The following is a 17,879-nucleotide window of genomic DNA, read 5'->3' as shown; positions in this document are numbered from 1 at the left end:
CGCGTCACCGGGCCACCGCCTCCGGGATGGCGAGGCGGAAACCTCGCAACGGGCAACGACCCCGATCGCGTGATGTCACGTAACTCGTTCGAGACGGCGGCGGGAGGTTTGCGAGACTGGGGCGGTGAGCAGTGCACCCCCCGCCCCCCGCGTCATCGCCGTCGTCGGACCGACCGCGGCCGGAAAGTCCGATCTGGGCGTTTTTCTGGCCCAACGGCTCGGCGGCGAGGTCGTCAACGCCGACTCCATGCAGCTCTACCGAGGGATGGACATCGGCACCGCCAAGCTGACGCCCGAGGAGCGGGCGGAAGTGCCGCACCACCTCCTGGACATCTGGGACGTGACCGTCACCGCCTCCGTCGCCGAGTACCAGCGCCTCGCCCGGGAGCGGATCGACGCCCTGCTGGCGGCCGGCCGCTGGCCGGTCCTCGTCGGTGGCTCCGGCCTCTACGTCCGCGGGGCCGTCGACAACCTGGAGTTCCCCGGCACCGACCCCGAGGTCAGGGCCCGCCTGGAGGAGGAGCTGACCCTGCGCGGCTCCGGTGCGCTGCACGCCAGGCTGGCCGCCGCCGACCCGGAGGCCGCGCGGGCGATCCTGCCCAGCAACGGCCGCCGGATCGTCCGCGCCCTGGAGGTGATCGAGATCACCGGCCGCCCCTTCACCGCCAACCTCCCCGGCCACGACTCCGTCTACGACACCGTGCAGATCGGTGTCGACGTGGCCCGCCCGGAGCTGGACGACCGCATCGCGCGCCGGGTCGACCGGATGTGGGAGGCCGGTCTGGTGGACGAGGTGCGCGCACTGGAGGCGCGAGGGTTGCGAGAGGGGCGTACGGCCTCGCGCGCACTCGGCTACCAGCAGGTGCTCGCGGCGCTCGCCGGCGAGTGCACCCTCCAGGAGGCCCGGGACGAGACCGTCCGCGCCACCAAACGCTTCGCGCGCCGCCAGGATTCGTGGTTCAGGCGCGACCCCAGGGTGCACTGGTTGAGTGGGGCCGCGGCGGATCGCACGGAACTTCCGCGGCTCGCCCTGTCGTTGGTCGAACGACCGGTTACAGCCTGATCACGTCATGGCATCGGGACGCCCCGGCCGTCATCCCGGCCTCCGGCGGCGTGCCATCATCGAGCTTCGATCGACCAAGTGGAGTCCTAGTTGGGAGGGCGCGTGGCGATGGAGGCCGGCCCTCGTGACACCGCACCGAGCACCGAACCCGTGACCGCCGACCGGGGCGAACCGGAGCCGGACGACGGGGCCCGTCTGAGCCCCGACGGCCCCGACCAGACGCCGGACGGCGTGGCGGCCGACGGCCCCGGGCCCGACGAGATGTACGTGGGCGGCGAGGAGGTCGAGGTCGAGCTGCGCCCGCAGCGGCGGCTGCGCATCTGGCAGCTCGCGCCCATCGTCTGCCTGGCCGCGATCGGCTCCCTGATGTTCGCCTTCCCGCTCGCCTTCGACTTCGGCGACAGCGGCGCGGTGATCGCGATGCTCGGACTGCTGATCTGCTCCTGCGCGGCCGGCTGGGGCATGATGGCCGCCCGCCGGGTCGGCCACACCTGGCCCGGCCTGCCCCCGCGCGGCTCCGGCCGCCGCCCCGACTGGCGGGTCGTCCTCGGGTACGCCGTGATGGTCGCCGCGGCCGTCGTGCTGGCCGTGTGGAGAGTGGCCCGCCTGCGCGGCTGAGGCCGCCGCCGCACCGCCGTACCCACGTCGTACGATCGAGGAATGAGCACGCGGATCGCCTTCCTCAAGGGACACGGGACCGAGAACGACTTCGTGATCGTCCCCGACCCGGAGAACGCCGTCGACCTGCCGCCGGCCGCCGTCGCCGCCCTGTGCGACCGCCGCGCCGGCCTCGGCGGCGACGGGCTGCTGCACGTGGTGCGGTCCGCCGCCCACCCCGAGGCCCGGCACCTGGCCGCCGAGGCCGAATGGTTCATGGACTATCGCAACGGCGACGGCTCGATCGCCGAGATGTGCGGCAACGGCGTACGGGTCTTCGCGCGCTACCTCCAGCGCGCCGGGCACGCCACCGAGGGCGACCTCGCCGTCGCCACGCGCGGGGGCGTGAAGAGCGTGCACATCGCGAAGGACGGCGACATCACCGTCGGCATGGGCCGCGCCCTGCTCCCCGGGGGCGAGGTCACGGTGAGCGTCGGCGAGCGCAGTTGGCCCGCGCGGAACGTGAACATGGGCAACCCGCACGCGGTCGCCTTCGTCGCCGACCTCGCGCACGCGGGCGACCTGCTCGCGCCGCCCCCGTTCCGCCCGGCCACCGCCTACCCGGACGGGGTGAACGTCGAGTTCGTGGCCGACCGCGGCCCCGGGCACGTCGCCATGCGCGTGCACGAGCGCGGCGCCGGGGAGACCCGGTCGTGCGGCACGGGCGCGTGCGCCGTCGCCGTCGCCACCGCCCGCCGGGACGGCACCGACCCGGCCGTCACCGGCACCCCGGTGACGTACCGGGTCGACGTCCCCGGCGGCACGCTGGTGATCACCGAGCGGCCGGACGGCGAGATCGAGATGACCGGTCCGGCGGTGATCGTCGCCGAGGGCGAGATCGACGCCGAGTGGCTGGCGGGGGCCGCCGTCTGAGGCCGCGACCGGAGTGCGAGACTCCATACGGAAACGTAAACCCGACGGCTGTCGCTCGAATGGGTGATCCGTTTCACGCTCGGCGAGAGGCGGTCGGCCGTACGTGATGGGCTCGATAGCATCAAGCACCGGCCCGGACGGGGGACCGATGCCGTCCCCTGAGCCGTGTCCGCCCTGGGGCGCCCCGTCCGCCGGTCGACGCAGCCGGAGGTGCCCATGAACGCGGAGGCCGCGAAACCCGCGAGCCCAGGCCCCGTGACGCCCGCAGCCCCCGGCGCCGTCACCCCGCCGGCGCCCCGCAGGAAGACCCGCTCCCGGCTCGACCTGCGCCGCCTGGGCCGCGCCGCGCTGCTCGGCCCCGCCGCCCGGCACAAGCTGCCCGACGCCATCGGCCACGTCGTCGAGGCCCACCGCGCCCACTATCCGGACGCCGACCTCGACATCCTGCGCCGCGCCTATCTGCTCGCCGAGTCCTCGCACCGCGGCCAGATGCGCAAGAGCGGCGAGCCGTACATCACCCACCCCCTCGCCGTGACCCTCATCCTGGCCGAGCTGGGCGCGGAGACCACGACCCTGACCGCCTCCCTGCTGCACGACACCGTCGAGGACACCGACGTCACCCTGGAGCAGGTCCGCGAGCAGTTCGGCGAGGAGGTCCGCTACCTCGTCGACGGCGTCACCAAGCTCGAGAAGGTCGACTACGGCGCCGCCGCCGAGCCCGAGACCTTCCGCAAGATGCTCGTCGCCACCGGCAACGACGTCCGGGTGATGTCGATCAAACTCGCCGACCGGCTGCACAACATGCGCACCCTCGGCGTCATGCGCCGCGAGAAGCAGGAACGCATCGCCAAGGTGACCCGCGACGTCCTCATCCCGCTCGCCGAACGGCTCGGCGTCCAGGCCCTCAAGACCGAGCTGGAGGACCTCGTCTTCGCGGTCCTGTGCCCCGAGGACTACGCGCACACCCGCAAGCTGATCGACGGGAACGCCGCCCGCGCGGACGACCCCCTCACCGGCACCGCCGACGAGGTGCGCGCCGTGCTGCGCGAGGCCGACATCCCCGCCGAGGTGCTGATCCGGCCCCGCCACTTCGTCTCCGTGCACCGCGTCGCCCGCAAGCGCGGCGCGCTCGGCGGCGCCGACTTCGGCCGCCTGCTGGTCCTGGTCAACGAGGACGCCGACTGCTACGCCGTCCTGGGCGAGCTGCACACCTGTATGACGCCCGTCGTCTCGGAGTTCAAGGACTTCATCGCCGTACCGAAGTTCAACCTGTACCAGTCGCTGCACACCGCGGTGGCCCGCAAGGGCGACGGCCAGGTCGTCGAGGTCCTCATCCGCACCCACCAGATGCACAAGGTCGCCGAGGCGGGCGTGGTCGCGCTCGGCAACCCCTACGCGACTCCCGCCGAGGAACAGTCCCCGGGCGACGGCGAGCGCATCGACCCGACCCGGCCCGGCTGGCTCTCCCGGCTCCTCGACTGGCAGCGCGCCGCGCCCGACCCCGACACCTTCTGGTCCACCCTGCGCGAGGACCTCGCCCAGGACCGGGAGATCACCGTCTTCCGGCCCGACGGCGGCACCCTGGGCCTGCCCGAGGGCGCCACCTGCGTGGACGCCGCGTACGCGCAGTACGGAGATGACGCCCACGCCTGTATCGGCGCCCGGGTGAACGGCCGGCTGGCCACCCTGAGCACGGTCCTCAAGGACGGCGACACCGTGCAGCTCCTCATGGGGCAGGACCCGGCCTCCGAGCCCTCCCGGGAGTGGCTGGAGCACGCCCACACCCCCGCCGCCCGCATCGCCATCCAACGCTGGCTCGCCGCCCACCCGGCCGACGCCGCCCCAGCCGCCGGCACCGACGAGGACGGCGCCGGGGGCGGCGGGCGACCCGAAGCCGGGCGGCGGACCGGCACCGGGCCGCGGGCCGATGCCGGACGGGCGGATGCCGGGCCGCTGGTCCGCCGTACCGCCGGGGCACCGGCCGGCCGGCCGGCCGGCCCCGACGTCCTGGTCGACCTCCCCGACGTCACCGTGCGGCTGGCCCGCTGCTGCACCCCCGTACCGCCCGACGAGGTCACCGGCTTCGCCGTACGCGGGGGCGTGGTCACCGTGCACCGCGCGGAGTGCGCCGTGGTAGCGCGCATGAAGAGCGGGGGGCGCCCGGAGGTCGGCGTGCGCTGGGGGGACACCACCGAGTGCCGGGTCACCCTGCTTGCCGAATCGTTCGTCCGTCCTCATCTGCTCGCCGACCTCACCGAGGCCATGGCCCTGGAAGGCGCCGAGATCGTCTCCGCCACCGTCGAACCTCCGGACCGCCAGCGCGTCCGCCACACCTACACCGTCCAGCTCCCCGACGCCGCCCACCTCCCGGCCCTCATGCGCGCCATGCGGAACGTCGCAGGGGTGTACGACGTGAGCCGGGCCCAGCCGATGCCGTCAGGGGTCTGAGCCGGGGGCGCGGGGAGCCGCGATCCGCGTGCCGGTCCGAGCCGCGCGGGCCTGCCGCCCGGTCCGCGCTCCGGAGCGCCGCCCCCCGTTCGGGTGCGCCCGGCGCGCGCCGTCGCCGTCGGGTACGCGCACGCTGGTAGCCGTGGGGGATGCCGCACACCCCCGACACCCCGACCGCCCGTCCCCGGCGACGGCTGCGCGCCGTGGCGCTGCTCGCCTCGGCCGCCTCCGTCTGCCTGGTCGCCGCGAGCGCCCCGCCGGCCCCGCTGGGCATCGGTGACCGCCTGTTCCCGCACCTCGGCAACCCCGGCTACGACGTGGCGGCGTACCACCTGGCCTTCACCTACTCCGGCGACAACAGCGTGCCGCTGCGGGCCGTCACCACCATCGACGCCCGCACCACGGCCGACCTGGACCGCGTCAACCTCGACTTCGCCCACGGCACGGTCGACTCGGTCGAGGTCGACGGCGAGCCCGCCGACTTCACCACCGCCGACGAGGACCTGGTGGTGACGCCCCGGGACGGGCTGGACGAGGGCGAGCGGACGCGGATCACCGTGCGGCACACCAGTGACCCCGTGCACCCCGACGGCCACGAGGGCGGCTGGGTCCGCACCGCGGACGGCCTCGCCCTGGCCAACCAGGCCGACGCCGCCCACCTGGTGTTCCCCTGCAACGACCACCCCTCCGACAAGGCGTGGTTCACCATCCGCGTCACCGCCCCCGACGGCCACACCGTCGTCGCCAACGGCCTGCCCGCCGGCCGGGACCGGACCGGCGGCGCGACCACCTGGACGTACCGCGTGCGGCACCCCATGGCCACCGAACTCGCCCAGATCTCCATCGGCCGCTCCACGGTCCTGCGCCGCGGCGGACCGCACGAACTCCCCGTACGGGACGTCGTACCCACGCGGCACCGCGCGGCCCTGGAACCCTGGCTGAAGAAGACGCCCGGCCAGATCGCCTGGATGGAGAACAAGGTCGGCCGCTACCCGTTCGAGACGTACGGCGTGCTCATGGCCGACGCGGACACCGGATTCGAACTCGAGACGCAGACCCTCTCCCTCTTCGAGAGGGAACTGTTCGCCGAGCCCGCTCATCCCGGCTGGTACATCGACTCGATCATGGTGCACGAGCTGTCCCACCAGTGGTTCGGCGACAGCGTCAGCCCGCGGACCTGGTCCGACCTGTGGCTCAACGAGGGCCACGCCACCTGGTACGAGGCCCTCTACGCGGAGGAGACGGCGGGCAAACCCCTCGTGGAGCGCATGAAGGCCGCCTACGGCGCCTCCGACCGCTGGCGCGCCGCCGGCGGGCCCCCGGCCGCCCCCAAGGCGCCCGAACCGGGCCGGAAGACCAGCATCTTCCGGCCCAACGTCTACGACGGCGCCGCCCTCGTCCTCTACGCGCTCCGCCAGGAGATCGGCCGCCCCGCCTTCGAACGCCTCGAACGCGCCTGGGTGACCCGCCACCGCGACGGCACGGCGGCGACCGCCGACTTCGTCCGCCTCGCCGCCGACATCGCCGGCCGCGACCTGCGCGGCTTCTTCCACGCCTGGCTGTACGCCGAGAAGACCCCGCCGATGCCGGGTCACCCGGACTGGAAGCCGACCACGGCGACCACGACCACGACGACCGCGACACCCGCGGCTACGGCGCCCGCGCCCAGGCACTGAACCCCCGTACGCGGCTTCCCCGCGGTCCGCATCACCGGCGGCTGCGGGGGAATAAGCCGATGACGAGACGCCCCGTGCCGTGCGACCATTTTCCGGACGCCGCGGTACGGACGCGGGAATCCCCGCAGCGGCTCGTGCGTTGTCATCCACAGGCGCGGGAAAGCGCCGCGCGACCATCTCCCAGACACGTAAGGAACCAATGACCTCCTCTTCTTCCCCTTCCCAGGACACCAAGCGCCTCGCGCACACCTACCCCGAGGGTCTCCGGGCCGATGCCCTGATGGAAGAGGACGTCGCCTGGAGCCACGGAAACGACGGAGCGTGGGACGGCGACCAGTTCGACCGCTCCGAGCGCGCGGCCCTGCGCCGTGTCGTGGGTCTCTCCACCGAGCTGGAGGACGTCACCGAGGTCGAGTACCGCCAGCTCCGCCTGGAGCGGGTCGTCCTCGTCGGCGTCTGGACCTCGGGGACGGCCCGGGACGCGGAGAACTCCCTCGCGGAGCTGGCCGCCCTCGCCGAGACCGCAGGCGCGCTCGTGCTCGACGGCGTCATCCAGCGCCGCGACAAGCCCGACGCCGCCACCTACATCGGCTCGGGCAAGGCCGAGGAGCTGCGCGGCATCGTGCACGAGACCGGCGCGGACACCGTCATCTGCGACGGTGAGCTGAGCCCCGGCCAGCTCATCCAGTTGGAGGACGTCGTCAAGGTCAAGGTCATCGACCGGACGGCCCTGATCCTCGACATCTTCGCCCAGCACGCCAAGTCCCGGGAGGGCAAGGCGCAGGTCGCGCTCGCGCAGATGCAGTACATGCTGCCGAGGCTGCGCGGCTGGGGTCAGTCCCTGTCCCGGCAGATGGGTGGCGGCCGCGGCGGCCTCGCCACCCGCGGCCCCGGTGAGACCAAGATCGAGACGGACCGGCGCCGGATTCGCGAGAAGATGGCGAAGATGCGCCGGGAGATCGCGGAGATGAAGACCGGCCGCGAGGTCAAGCGCCAGGAACGCCGGCGCAACAAGGTGCCGTCCGTCGCCATCGCGGGCTACACCAACGCCGGCAAGTCCTCCCTGCTCAACCGCCTCACCGGCGCGGGCGTCCTGGTCGAGAACGCGCTGTTCGCGACCCTGGACCCGACCGTGCGCCGGGCCGAGACGCCGAGCGGGCGGCTGTACACGCTGGCGGACACCGTCGGCTTCGTCCGGCACCTGCCGCACCACCTCGTCGAGGCGTTCCGCTCCACCATGGAGGAGGTCGGCGACTCCGACCTGATCCTGCACGTGGTCGACGGTTCGCACCCGGTGCCGGAGGAGCAGTTGGCCGCCGTACGCGAGGTGATCAGGGACGTCGGCGCCACCGGCGTACCCGAGATCGTCGTGATCAACAAGGCCGACCTGGCCGATCCGCTGGTGCTCCAGCGGCTGATGCGGGTCGAGAAGCACTCCATCGCCGTCTCCGCCCGCACGGGCGCCGGCATCGAGGAACTGCTCGCGCTCATCGACAACGAGCTGCCCCACCCGTCCGTCGAGATCGAGGCCCTGGTCCCGTACACGCACGGCAAGCTGGTCGCCCGCGCCCACGACGAGGGCGAGGTCCTCTCCGAGGAGCACACCGCGGAGGGCACCCTGCTCAAGCTGCGGGTGCACGAGGAACTGGCGGCGGAACTCACGCCGTACGTCCCGGCGCCCCTCGCCTGACCGCGCCTGCCCGACGACCGAGGGCCCGCCCCCCGCACCGGCAGGGGGCGGGCCCTCGGTCCGTCACCGGGCGCGCTCACCGTGCGGCGCGGGCCCGGGTGCCGGTCACCGGTCGGCGAACTTCTCGCTGACCTCGTCGTACACGCCCTCGGCCGCCTTGCCCAGACGCGGACCGGCGAGCCAGCCCGCGGTCACCGGGCCGATCGAGGTGTTGGACACCAGCGCCGGCTCCCCGTCGGAACCGGTGGCGACCCAGCCTCCGCCGGACGAACCGCCGGTCATGGTGCAGCCGATCCGGTACATCGTCGGGTCGGCCGCGGCGATCGACAGCCTGCCCGGCCTGTCCTCGCACTGGTACAGGGCCTGACCGTCGTACGGCGGCGCGGCCGGGTAGCCGATCGCCTTCACGCCGGGCAGCTCCCGCGCGGAGGGCGCGTCGAAGTCCACCGGCAGCGCCGAACCCACCGTCTCCTCCAGCGACCTGCCGCCGCTGCCCTCCTCCGGCGTCACATGGATCACGGCGAAGTCGTACGAGGCGCCGTCGCCGCCCGTGGCACCGCCCTGCTCGATCCACTGCTGCGAGGTCCCCGCCCAGTCGGCCCACCACACGCCGTACGGAGCGACCTCCTCCTTGGCGGCGCTCTGCAACTCCTCGTTCGACATGCCGCTGTCGTTGTACGACGGCACGAACGCGAGGTTGCGGTACCAGCCGCCCTTCTTGCCGGCGTGCACACAGTGGCCCGCCGTCCACACCAGGTTGGACTTGCCGGGGTTCGCCGGGTCCTGGACGACCGTCGCCGAGCAGACCATCTGGCCCCCGGGAGCGTCGAAGAACACCTTCCCGGCCGTGGCGGCGCTGTCGTGGTACTTCGGCGGCACGGCCTTCGCCTGGACCGGCCGGGGCTCCGGGTCGGTGACGCCGGAGTCATCGGCGAGGTCGCTCTCGGTGACCTCCTGGTCCGGCTCCTCGGCGTCCCTCATACGGTCCGGGTCCCACAGGTCCTCGATGATCGGGTTGACGAAGTCCTGCGCCTCGCGCAGCCAGTCGTCCTTGTCCCAGTCCCGCCAGGCGCCGTTCTTCCACTGGTCGACGTCGATCCCGTGTTCCTTGAGCTTGTCCTTGATGTGGTCCGGAATCCTGATCCCGCCCTCGCCGTCGTCCGCGGCGGTCGCGGAAGCCCCGCCACCCGCCTCGGCGCCGCCCGAGTCACAGGCCGTCGCGGTGAGCAGCAGCGCCGTGGCGAGCACGACGGTCGCCGGCACCGGGGAGGTACGGCGGCGCCCGCCCCTTCGTCCGCGAGCGGTGAACGACGGCCGTATGGAACGCATGGTGTGACTCCCCCTGCTGTGGACGTACGCGGGCGCGGCCCGGACCCGGCCCGGCCCCGTAGCGGGGTGCGGCCGGGCCGCACGGCAGCCCTGGAACGGCATCACACCCTATGCGCTGGCTGTGGGGGAGTTCCGTCGGTACGGCAACGGTTCGGACACAAGCCGTCCGACCAGGTCAGCCGCCGAAACGCCGACGCCGGTAGCGCTCACCGGAGGGCCGCGTCGACGGGGCGACCCGTAACCCGGTGAACGGTCGCGGGTTGTAGCGGTGGGGGACGGTCCGCCGCGCGGGCGCGGTCCCCTCCGGTCGGAGCCGGCGCCGCCCCGCGCCGTCACGGGGGGACGGGCGGGGCCGCCGTCCTCGACCGGCTGACCGACGCGGTCCGGGCGGTGGCTCGCGGTCGTTTCGGCCCTTCGCCACCGCGCCGCCGGAAGACCACGCCACGCTCCCGCCGCTCGCCCTACGGAACCCGGACCGCCCGACCCCACGAATTCAGGCTCGACCCCACGAATTCAGGCTCGCCCTCACGAATCCAGGCTCGACCCCCCGCTCGCCCCCCCCGAATCCTGACCCGACGCCCGCTCGACGCCCTCGACCCCATGAACCCAGCTCGCCCCAAGGACTCGCCGTGACCTCCTCCCTCGTATCCGACGACCACACACCCGGACAGGCGCCCGGTTCCGCCCCCGCCCCCGCAGCGCCGCCCCCGGCACCCGGGTCCGTACCCCTGCGGTCGCGGCCGGTCCACGTCCCCGCGCAACCCGGCGAAGCCCCTTCCGCCGACCTCCTCACGCATCCGGACCCCGAGGTCGCCGCGCAGGCCGCGGCCGTGGAGAACCTGCTGCGCTGCTGGACCCGCGAGACCGACGCCCCCGCCCCGGCCGACGGCGTGCTCCGCATCCCGCTGCCCGCGAGCGGCACGGCCCTGACCGCCCCCGTCCGGTACTGGTCGCCGACCGGCTGGCACCGCTTCGGACAGCCGTACCTGGACGGTGTCCCCGAGCCGGCCCGGCCGGCCGACGCGGTGACCGTCGCCGCGCTGCTCGCCCGGGAGGCGGCGGGTGGCACGGCGGGTGACGCCGCCGACCTCGTCGCACGCGTCGCCGACTCCGTCCGCCGGACGGCCGGCTTCATCCGGGACCGGCGCGAGCATCCGGCCGACGCGTCCGACGTCCGCGACCGCCTCGGCCATCCCGCCGACCCGTCCGACCCGTCAGACCCGTCCGTCCCGTCTGTTCCGTCCGCCCCGTCCGACCGCTTCCTTACCGCCGAGCAGGCCCTCCTCCTCGGCCATCCCCTGCACCCGACCCCGAAGAGCCGGGAAGGTCTCTCCGAGCCGGAAGCACAGGTCTACTCACCGGAACTGCGCGGCTCCTTCCCCCTCCACTGGCTGGCCGTCTCCCCTTCCGTGCTCGCCACCGACTCCGCCTGGACCGAGCGCGGTCGCCCCGTCCCCGCGCCCCGGCTCACCGCCCGCCTCGCTCCGGACCCGGGACCGGCCCTCCCGGAGGACCACGCGGCCCTGCCGCTGCACCCGTGGCAGCTCCGCCAGCTCCTCCTCCGGCCGGAGATCACGCACCTGCTGGACACCGGTCTGCTGCGTGACCTCGGTACCCTTGGCGCCCCCTGGTACCCCACCTCCTCCGTGCGCACCGTTCACCGCACCGGCGCTCCCGTCATGCTCAAGCTCTCCCTCGGCCTGCACATCACCAACTCCCGCCGGGAGAACCTCCGCAAGGAACTGCACCGAGGCGTCGAGGTCCACCGCCTGCTGCGCAAGGGCCTGTCCCGGCAGTGGCGGGCCGCGCACCCGGGGTTCGACATCGTCCGCGACCCGGCCTGGCTCGCGGTCGACGGACCGGACGGCAGCCCCGTACGCGGCCTGGACGTGGTCATCCGGCACAACCCCTTCAGCCCTTCCGACGACGTCTGCTGCGTCGCCGCGCTGGTCGCACCCCGGCCCGGCACGGCCGCCGGGGACCCCGCCGACGGCCCCGCAGCGCACGCCCCCGCTCAGGCGTCCCGGCTGTCCGGGATCATCACGCGCCTCGCCGCCGCGACCGGCAGCCCGCGCTCCACCGTCTCCGCCGAGTGGTTCCTGCGCTACCTCGAACAGGTCGTACGCCCGATCCTGTGGCTGGACGGGGAAGCGGGGATCGCCCTGGAGGCGCATCAGCAGAACACGCTGCTCCTCCTGGACGCCGAGGGCTGGCCGGTGGGCGGCCGGTACCGCGACAACCAGGGCTACTACTTCCGCGAGTCCCGGCGGGCGGACCTCGACGCCCGGCTGCCCGGCATCGGCGGGCGGAGCGACACGTTCGTCTCCGACGAGGTGACCGACGAGCGGTTCGCCTACTACCTCGCCGTCAACAACGTGCTCGGCCTCGTGGGCGCCTTCGGCTCCCAGCGCCTCGCCGACGAAGGGCTGCTGCTCGCCGCCTTCCGCCGCTTCCTGTACGAGGCCGCCGCCGGACCGCGCCGGCTCGGCGGCACCCTGCCCGCCCGGCTCCTCGACACACCCGTCCTGCGCTGCAAGGCCAACCTGCTGACCCGGCTGCACGGCCTCGACGAACTCGCCGGACCCGTCGACACCCAGTCCGTCTACGTCACCATCTCCAACCCCCTCCACCACTGACCGGACCCCCGAAGCCCTCGCCGCCCCCGCCACCGCCCGCCCCGCCCTCCCCGACAGGAGTGATGCCGTGCCCCCCACCGACGCCGGTGCCCACGCCGCCCACGCCCGGCCCGCCGACCTGAGCCCCGGCGCCGACCCAGGCGCCCCTGCCAGCCGGAGCCCCGGCGCCGGCACCAGCCCCGGTACCGACCTGAGCCCCGGCGCCGGCACCAGCCCCCGTACCGACCGGAGCCCCGGCGGCCCGGACGGCGAGGACACCCTGGACCTGCGTCTGCCCGACGGGTTCCTCGCGCACCTGCCGGACCCGGCGACCGCGTGCGGCGGATCACCGGATCGCGGCGACGACCTGCTGGACCGGGTGGCCGACTGGGGACCGACCGTCACCCCCGCGGGCGTGTTCCACCTCGTCCCGGTCCGCGTCGAACGGGACCTGCCGCTGATCAGCCGCTGGATGAACGACCCGGCCGTCGCCGCCTTCTGGGAACTGACCGGACCGCCGGGCGTCACCGAGGACCACCTCCGGGCGCAGCTCACCGGCGACGGACGCAGCGTTCCCTGCGTCGGCGTACTGGACGGCACGCCCATGAGCTACTGGGAGGTCTACCGCGCCGACCTCGACGCACTGGCCCGGCACTGCCCCACCCGGCCCCACGACACGGGCATCCACCTGCTCATCGGCGCTGCCGCCGACCGCGGGCGCGGACTGGGCGCCACCCTGATCAGGGCCGTCGCCGACCTCGTACTGGACCAGCGGCCCACCTGCGCACGCGTCCTCGCCGAACCCGACGTCCGCAACACCGCCTCCGTCGCCGCCTTCCGCAGCGCCGGCTTCCGGTGCCGCGCCGAGGTCGACCTGCCGGCCAAGCGCGCCGCCCTCATGGTCCGCGACCGCCACCCGCGCCGTCCGCGGTAGCGCGACGCCTCACCCCTGCCTGCCCCGGCCCCTCCCCGCCCCCTGCCAAGGAGCGCCCGCATTGGCCCCGCCGCCCGCCTCTCCGCGTCCTGCGGTCCCGCGTCCGCCGTCGGTCCGGTTCCCCGCCTCCCCGGTGATCGCACGATTGTCGGTGCGGGGCCGTAGGGTGGTCGCGCTATGACGAAGCCCTCACTCCCCGAACTCCTGCATGCCGCCGTCGCCGCTGTCGGCGGTGCGGAGCGCCCCGGCCAGGTGGCCATGGCCGAAGCCGTCGCGGAGGCGATCGACGACGGCTCCCATCTGCTGGTCCAGGCCGGCACCGGCACCGGCAAGTCGCTCGGCTACCTCGTGCCCGCGCTCGCCCAGGGGGAGCGGGTCGTCGTGGCGACCGCCACCCTGGCCCTCCAGCGCCAGCTCGTCGAGCGGGACCTGCCGCGCACGGTGGACGCCCTGCACCCGCTGCTGCGCCGCCGCCCGGAGTTCGCGATGCTCAAGGGCAGATCGAACTACCTGTGTCTGCACCGTCTGCACGAGGGCGTTCCGCAGGACGAGGAAGAGGGCCTCTTCGACCAGTTCGAGGCCGCCGCCCCCACCAGCAGGCTGGGCCAGGACCTGCTGCGCATGCGCGACTGGGCGGACGAGACCGAGACCGGTGACCGCGACGACCTCACGCCCGGCGTCTCCGACCGGGCCTGGTCGCAGGTGTCGGTGTCCTCGCGGGAGTGCCTGGGCGCCTCGAAGTGCGCGTACGGCGCCGAGTGCTTCGCCGAGACGGCCCGCGAGCGCGCCAAGCTCTCCGAGGTCGTCGTCACCAACCACGCGCTGCTCGCCATCGACGCCATCGAGGGCGCCCCGGTCCTCCCGCAGCACGAGGTGCTCATCGTCGACGAGGCGCACGAACTGGTCTCCCGGGTCACCGGCGTCGCCACCGGCGAACTCACTCCCGGCCAGGTCAACCGCGCGGTGCGCCGGTCCGCGAAGCTCGTCAACGAGAAGGCCGCCGACCAGCTCCAGACCGCCTCCGAGGGCTTCGAGCGGCTGATGGAGCTGGCGCTGCCCGGCCGTCTGGAGGAGATCCCGGAGGACCTCGGGTACGCGCTGATGGCCCTGCGCGACGCCTGCCGCACGGTGATCTCCGCGATCGGCGCCACCCGCGACAAGTCCGTGCAGGACGAGGACGCGGTCCGCAAGCAGGCGCTGGCCTCCGTGGAGAACGTGCACGACGTGGCCGAGCGCATCGTGAACGGCTCCGAGTGGGACGTCGTCTGGTACGAGCGGCACGACCGCTTCGGAGCCTCCTTGCGGGTGGCTCCCATGTCCGTCTCCGGTCTGCTGCGGGAGAAGCTCTTCTCCGACCGCTCGGTCATCCTGACCTCGGCCACCCTGAAACTGGGCGGCGACTTCAACGGCGTGGGCGCTTCCCTGGGGCTCGCCCCGGAAGGCACCCAGGGGGACGACGTCCCGCAGTGGAAGGGCATCGACGTCGGTTCGCCGTTCGACTACCGCAGACAGGGCATCCTGTACGTCGCCAAGCATCTGGCGCGCCCCGCGCGGGACGGCGACCGCGCCGACATGCTCGATGAGCTGACCGAGCTGATCCAGGCGGCCGGCGGGCGCACCCTGGGCCTGTTCTCGTCGATGCGGGCGGCCCAGATGGCCGCCGAGGACCTGCGCTCCCGCATCCCCGAGTATCCGATCCTCCTCCAGGGCGAGGAGACCCTCGGCGAGCTGATCAAGAACTTCGCCGCCGACCCGGAGACCTGCCTGTTCGGCACCCTGTCGCTGTGGCAGGGCGTGGACGTCCCGGGCCCGAGCTGCCAGCTCGTCGTCATGGACAAGATTCCGTTCCCGCGTCCCGACGACCCCCTGATGAGCGCCCGGCAGAAGGCGGTGGAGGAGGCCGGCGGCAACGGTTTCATGGCGGTCGCCGCCACCCATGCCGCGCTGCTCATGGCCCAGGGCGCGGGCCGTCTCGTCCGGGCGTCCGGTGACCGGGGAGTCGTCGCCGTGCTGGACCCGCGGCTGGCCACGGCCCGCTACGGGAGCTATCTCAAGGCTTCGCTGCCGGACTTCTGGTACACCACGGACCGCAACCAGGTGCGGAAGTCGCTGGCCGCCATCGACGCGACGGCCCGGCAGGCGGAGGCCGGGTGACCGGCGGGGGGGGGGGGGGGGCGGCGCCCCCCCCCCCCCCCCCCCCCCCCCCCCCCCCCCCCCCCCCCGCCCCCCCCCCCCCCCCCCCCGGGGGGGCCGGGGCGGCCCCCCCCCCGCCGCCCGGCCCGGGCGGGGGGGGGGGGGGGCCCGGGGGGGGGCCCGGGGGGGCCGCCGCGCGGCCCCCCCCGCCGGTCCGGAAGCCGCCCGCACCGGGCCCGGCGGACAGCACAGGACCCCGGAACCGGCGCAGAGGTCCCGGGGCCCGGTCAGGGCGGCAGGCGTCCCCGGAGGGCCGCCCGCCGTGCCGCTCAGACGCGGCGCAGTACGGCCACCACCTTGCCGAGGATCGTCGCGTCGTCGCCGGGGATCGGCTCGTACGCCGCGTTGTGCGGGAGCAGCCAGACGTGGCCGTCCTCGCGCTTGAAGCGCTTCACGGTGGCCTCTCCGTCGAGCATCGCGGCCACGATGTCGCCGTTCTCGGCGACTGGCTGGCGGCGGACCGTCACCCAGTCACCGTCACAGATGGCGGCCTCGATCATCGAGTCACCGACCACCTTGAGGACGAACAGCTCGCCGTCGCCGACGAGCTGCCGGGGCAGGGGGAACACGTCCTCGACGGACTCCTCGGCGAGGATCGGGCCACCGGCCGCGATCCGTCCGACGAGCGGCACGTACGACGCGGCGGGCTTGCCCGCGGTGTCCGTGGGCTGCACGGAGGCGGCCTGGTCGGAGCCGCGCACCTCGTAGGCGCGCGGGCGGTGCGGGTCGCGGCGCAGGAAGCCCTTGCGCTCCAGCGCCATGAGCTGGTGGGCGACGGAGGAGGTGCTGGAGAGACCCACGGCCTGGCCGATCTCCCGCATCGACGGCGGGTAGCCCCGGCGCTGGACGGAGTCCCTGATCACTTCGATCACCCTGCGCTGGCGATCGGTGAGTCCGGAACTGTCCGCCCGGATGCCTGGAGGTCGTCCTGGCAGGGAGCGCTTGGGCCCCTCAGGGTTCGTGGCTTCGTTCATCGCGTGCACCGGCTCAAGTCGGCCCGGGGAGCGGTCCTGGGCAGTGATGCTGGCACTGTCTGCGGTGGTGGTCACGTCGGCCCCTCTCGATGGTCTCCCTGCTGCACAACGGTAGATGCTTTCGAAAGGTTGCGCCAAACACACGTTCGAGTGAAAAACCGCGAAATGCCTGCCGGGATCATGTCTCCAGGTGTATGGCTACCGCGACCGACGGGCAAAAGGGCCTGTTGCTACCCTTCACCGCCGGGGTGGCCACCTCGTGGGTTGTTGCCCCAGTCTGCCATCCGGTGTCCCGTCCGGCGGGGACCGGCCCCCATCTGTGCGGGAGTCCCACGACCCCTCCTCGCGGCGCCCACGGTATCCCCGTATGTGCCGCGCGGCGCGGTGCCGCACGCGCGTGTGCCGTGCCGATTCGCGGATGTACACGCCTGCCGCACCCCGTGGAACACCCGCGTGCGGGCACGCGCGGGAGCCGCCGCGGGCGCCTTCCCGACTCCCCGGCGGGCGTCCGGCGCCGGGCCGCGGGCGGCCCGGACGGCGGTCCCGGACGGGCCTGCCGCAGTTCGCCGCGGCGAACGGGCCGGGCGGTGCGGGCGTGACGGGCGCGACACGCGTGACGGCGCGGATGTGTGGGCCGGTCCCCACATCTAGTGGTTGGATTGGATCAGCGGCCCACAAGTTGTGGTGACCCGGGTCCTGGGGCCCGTGGCCATCGCCTATGCTTGGGGCTGCTTCGAGGGGCCCGAGTGGCCTGCCGAGGTCATTGAGTCTGCTGTGAGGAGGGTTGGGAGTTCCATGCACTGCCCCTTCTGCAGGCACCCCGACAGCCGTGTCGTCGACAGCCGTACGACCGACGACGGTACGTCGATCCGCAGGCGCCGCCAGTGCCCTGACTGCTCCCGTCGGTTCACGACCGTGGAGACCTGCTCGCTGATGGTGATCAAGCGGTCCGGGGTCACCGAACCGTTCAGCCGCACCAAGATCATCAACGGCGTGCGCAAGGCGTGTCAGGGCCGGCCCGTCACGGAGGACGCACTCGCCCAGCTCGGCCAGCGGGTCGAGGAGGCGGTGCGGGCCACCGGAAGCGCCGAGCTGACCACCCACGACGTGGGGCTGGCCATACTCGGTCCGCTGCAGGAACTGGACCTGGTGGCCTATCTGCGGTTCGCCTCGGTCTACCGGGCGTTCGATTCGCTCGAGGACTTCGAGGCCGCCATCGCGGAGCTCAGGGCAGTGACGGGACCACCCGGCGGCGACGGCGACGCGGCCGGCGCGGGGAGTCGGGAAGACGACCGCGGGCCGGGAGGGACGCCACAGGTCCCCGAGCCCGCGGGTGCCGCCGACTGACCGACGGGCCGGACCGGACGCAGGAACCGGTCCCGGCCGGGCGGCGGCGAGGAGAAGACCTGTCGCGGGCGGCGCGCGAG

At 73.8% G+C, this 17,879-nt stretch carries 12 protein-coding genes; 10 read left to right on the top strand and 2 right to left on the bottom strand.

The window, feature by feature from the left end; all coding sequences use genetic code 11:
* Positions 1–124: 124 nt before the first annotated feature.
* The 6 genes from miaA (at position 125) to hflX (ending at position 8,407) form a co-directional block, all read left to right on the top strand.
* Positions 125–1,063 (top strand): tRNA (adenosine(37)-N6)-dimethylallyltransferase MiaA, encoded by a 939-nt coding sequence (gene miaA / locus ACFY32_RS24000; RefSeq protein ID WP_390675205.1) that lies wholly within the window; start codon positions 125–127, stop codon positions 1,061–1,063.
* Positions 1,064–1,171: 108 nt separating this feature from the next.
* Positions 1,172–1,681, top strand: coding sequence for a hypothetical protein (locus tag ACFY32_RS23995; protein ID WP_359203106.1), 510 nt, complete (start codon positions 1,172–1,174; stop codon positions 1,679–1,681).
* Positions 1,682–1,723: 42 nt separating this feature from the next.
* Positions 1,724–2,593 (top strand): diaminopimelate epimerase, encoded by an 870-nt coding sequence (dapF, locus tag ACFY32_RS23990; protein ID WP_359203089.1) that lies wholly within the window; start codon positions 1,724–1,726, stop codon positions 2,591–2,593.
* A gap of 216 nt (positions 2,594–2,809) precedes the next feature.
* Positions 2,810–5,041, top strand: coding sequence for a RelA/SpoT family protein (locus ACFY32_RS23985; RefSeq protein ID WP_390675204.1), 2,232 nt, complete (start codon positions 2,810–2,812; stop codon positions 5,039–5,041).
* Positions 5,042–5,190: 149 nt separating this feature from the next.
* Complete coding sequence (locus tag ACFY32_RS23980) at positions 5,191–6,717, top strand: M1 family metallopeptidase (protein ID WP_390675203.1); 1,527 nt, start codon at positions 5,191–5,193, stop codon at positions 6,715–6,717.
* 199 nt (positions 6,718–6,916) lie between these two features.
* Positions 6,917–8,407 carry a GTPase HflX gene (gene hflX, locus ACFY32_RS23975; protein ID WP_390675202.1) on the top strand — a complete coding sequence of 497 codons (1,491 nt, stop codon included), beginning with the start codon at positions 6,917–6,919 and terminating at the stop codon, positions 8,405–8,407.
* 105 nt (positions 8,408–8,512) lie between these two features.
* Here the strand turns inward: hflX and ACFY32_RS23970 are convergent, their stop codons facing one another.
* Positions 8,513–9,736: a trypsin-like serine peptidase gene (locus ACFY32_RS23970; RefSeq protein WP_390675201.1), complete on the bottom strand. Its 1,224-nt coding sequence runs from the start codon at positions 9,734–9,736 to the stop codon at positions 8,513–8,515.
* 629 nt (positions 9,737–10,365) lie between these two features.
* On the opposite strand from ACFY32_RS23970, the gene ACFY32_RS23965 reads away from it, so the two are divergent.
* From ACFY32_RS23965 to ACFY32_RS23955, 3 genes are all read left to right on the top strand, one after another.
* Positions 10,366–12,372 (top strand): IucA/IucC family protein, encoded by a 2,007-nt coding sequence (locus ACFY32_RS23965; RefSeq protein ID WP_390675200.1) that lies wholly within the window; start codon positions 10,366–10,368, stop codon positions 12,370–12,372.
* Positions 12,373–12,439: 67 nt separating this feature from the next.
* Positions 12,440–13,285 carry a GNAT family N-acetyltransferase gene (locus ACFY32_RS23960; protein WP_390675199.1) on the top strand — a complete coding sequence of 282 codons (846 nt, stop codon included), beginning with the start codon at positions 12,440–12,442 and terminating at the stop codon, positions 13,283–13,285.
* Positions 13,286–13,462: 177 nt separating this feature from the next.
* Positions 13,463–15,439: an ATP-dependent DNA helicase gene (locus ACFY32_RS23955; protein WP_359203101.1), complete on the top strand. Its 1,977-nt coding sequence runs from the start codon at positions 13,463–13,465 to the stop codon at positions 15,437–15,439.
* 308 nt (positions 15,440–15,747) lie between these two features.
* Here ACFY32_RS23955 and lexA read toward each other — a convergent pair whose 3' ends face one another.
* The gene (gene lexA / locus ACFY32_RS23950) at positions 15,748–16,527 is read right to left on the bottom strand and encodes a transcriptional repressor LexA (protein WP_359204918.1); all 780 of its coding nucleotides are present in this window, start codon (positions 16,525–16,527) and stop codon (positions 15,748–15,750) included.
* Between the two features lie 720 nt (positions 16,528–17,247).
* On the opposite strand from lexA, the gene nrdR reads away from it, so the two are divergent.
* On the top strand, positions 17,248–17,799 hold the full coding sequence (nrdR, locus tag ACFY32_RS23945; protein WP_390675198.1) for a transcriptional regulator NrdR: 552 nt from the start codon (positions 17,248–17,250) through the stop codon (positions 17,797–17,799).
* The last annotated feature ends 80 nt before the right edge of the window (positions 17,800–17,879 follow it).

The organism is Streptomyces sp. NPDC000134 (assembly GCF_042899225.1).
Taxonomy (GTDB): domain Bacteria; phylum Actinomycetota; class Actinomycetes; order Streptomycetales; family Streptomycetaceae; genus Streptomyces.
This window is presented reverse-complemented; position numbering and strand designations above follow the sequence as displayed.